Here is a 2084-nt window from a genome sequence, read left to right on the forward strand (position 1 = left end):
GGTACCTTCTCTGCAACTCAAGGCGTCTCAGCCAAGAGCTGAGGCGCCTCATAACCGGAAGGGCGCTGTCAACTTAACGGCCCGAGTAGATCCACTCCTGCTGGAGGGTCAGATCAGAGGTCAGTAGCAATGCCCGAGATCTCGGCCCGGCGTTGTCAGGTTAACCCGGAGATGAGATTGAGCGGTGTAAGGGTGGCCCGGCATGACCAAGCCAGGTTGAGTTCGTTAGATGACTGATTTCGTCTCAATTTGCCCAAGGCAGTTAACCTAACAATGCTGCCGGGAGAAAAGAGCCAGAAACGGTGTATAGGACAGCCGGGATTCTCCCCCGGAGACTTGGACTTGCCCCAGCCGATTTGGGCTAAGCCTTTGATAAGTTCCCGTCTCTGACGCATCTGAAAATGGCGGGAGTGTGGGGAAAGATGGTGGGCCCGGCAGGAGGCGATGCCGACTCACGGGGTCCTTGCTGCGCAACGGTTTCAGCGCCGTCGCAAGCCCCGTGTTACACGCAATGTTCAACAGTGTTCAACACCCCCTGAAGGATCAGTTAGCCTTTTCTTGTGGGCGCAACCCCTGTCTCGCCTGCCCCGGTTACCCACAACGGGACCCGGCGCCCAGGAAAGTGCTGAGAGTAGGCTAAGTCACTGATTTCAGCTGCTGAATCGTTGTGAGAGGATAAGGATTCCTGCTCAGAAAGAGGGATCTGATGGCGACGTACTTCACGGCCGACACGCATTTCGGCCACGACAACATCGTGACTAAGTTCTCAACTTCGCGGCCCTTCGCCAGCATCCAAGAGCACGACGAAGTCCTCATCGCCAACTGGAACGAAACGGTCAGCCCAAACGACGAAGTTTATCACTTGGGTGACCTCGCCTATCGCTGCCACCCGCGCCAGATGCGCGAGGTCTTTGACAGGTTGAATAGGGTGAAGCATTTGGTGATGGGCAACCACGACACCGGCGCCACGAAGTCCATGCCGTGGGCGTCCGTGCATGAGCTCGCCCAGGTTGCCGTCGACGGTCGCCACCTCGTGCTTTGCCATTACTCGCTCCGCGTATGGCCCGGCATGCACGCCAAGCCGTCCCGGCGGCCGGCCATTCATCTATATGGCCATAGCCACGGCAGTTTGGCGGGCTGCGAGTTGTCGGCGGATGTTGGGGGTTTCTGTCGCAAATTCAGTTTTTACTTGCCTATCCTGGTGAACTCGCGCCGACCGGCTGCTGTGGAATCAACGGCTTAGCGCCGCCACCATGACCGAAAATGGCGCTGAAAAGTGCCTATACTTCGAGTTTGCGACATGTGTGGACGCCCCGCGAGACGCAAGAGAAATCTTCGGGTTTGATGCAGCGCGTGGTCAGGGCTGACATGTGTGCGGCCTCTACTGCGGCTCACATGCCGCGGGCCCGGATGGGAGTTTGCGGATCAGGTCCAAATCAGAACCACGTGCTTGGAGCACCTGTCGCAAAGCTGGTTTTCCTGATCCCGTCTCAGTGACCGTTGCGCCATCTCTCTCCTTCGATCTTCCCACGCCCCTTGGCTCTCTCGGCAATCTCGCTGTCCAGACGGGCGATCTGCTCGTCCAGTCCCCGAAGTGTCTCGATCAGCATCCGGAGGATTGGCCGCAGAGTCTCATTCCGAGGTTGCACCGTTGACGCCCGGATCCTGGAGTAGGTTGCTTATGTCACCTGTGTGGAGGAAAACGGCCTTGCTTCCGACCGAAACCGTACCTTCGCCAATGTGCGTGAGCACTGCATCATCTCAGCCAAGCCGAAATAGCGATGCCGTATTTATAGTACCAGCGCGCGCAGCAGGATAATCTCGATCGCAAAACGGCGGCGCTTGAAGATCGAGAACAGGACGGCTTTTCGATCGACCGCCTCTTTTTATCCCGCCAAGGTTAAGACAACGGCTCTTCCGTAACAGGGTCTCTTTATCTTCTTTGCGCCGCTACCCCAAACTCCATTGGCGGCGTCCCAGCTTCATGGGCTCCCATATCCGGCGCCGAACCAGTAAAGAGGCCTGTGAAATTTGGTATTACGGTTCCTTGATCATAGCCCGGGCTGCTTGGTGCTAGAGAGAAC

Annotated in this window: 1 protein-coding gene; it reads left to right on the forward strand. The window is 57.4% G+C overall.

Going from position 1 to position 2084, the window contains the following annotated elements:
* Window positions 1-706: 706 nt before the first annotated feature.
* On the forward strand, window positions 707-1243 hold the full coding sequence (locus ACXJKO_RS31410) for a metallophosphoesterase family protein (protein WP_457094916.1): 537 nt from the start codon (window positions 707-709) through the stop codon (window positions 1241-1243).
* The last annotated feature ends 841 nt before the right edge of the window (window positions 1244-2084 follow it).

Source organism: Microvirga sp. P5_D2 (genome assembly GCF_054049475.1).

What these genes read in the sequence shown, in the direction of transcription:
- ACXJKO_RS31410 (WP_457094916.1), top strand. Translation starts at nt 707, where the DNA reads ATGGCGACGTACTTCACGGCCGACACGCATTTCGGCCACGACAACATC.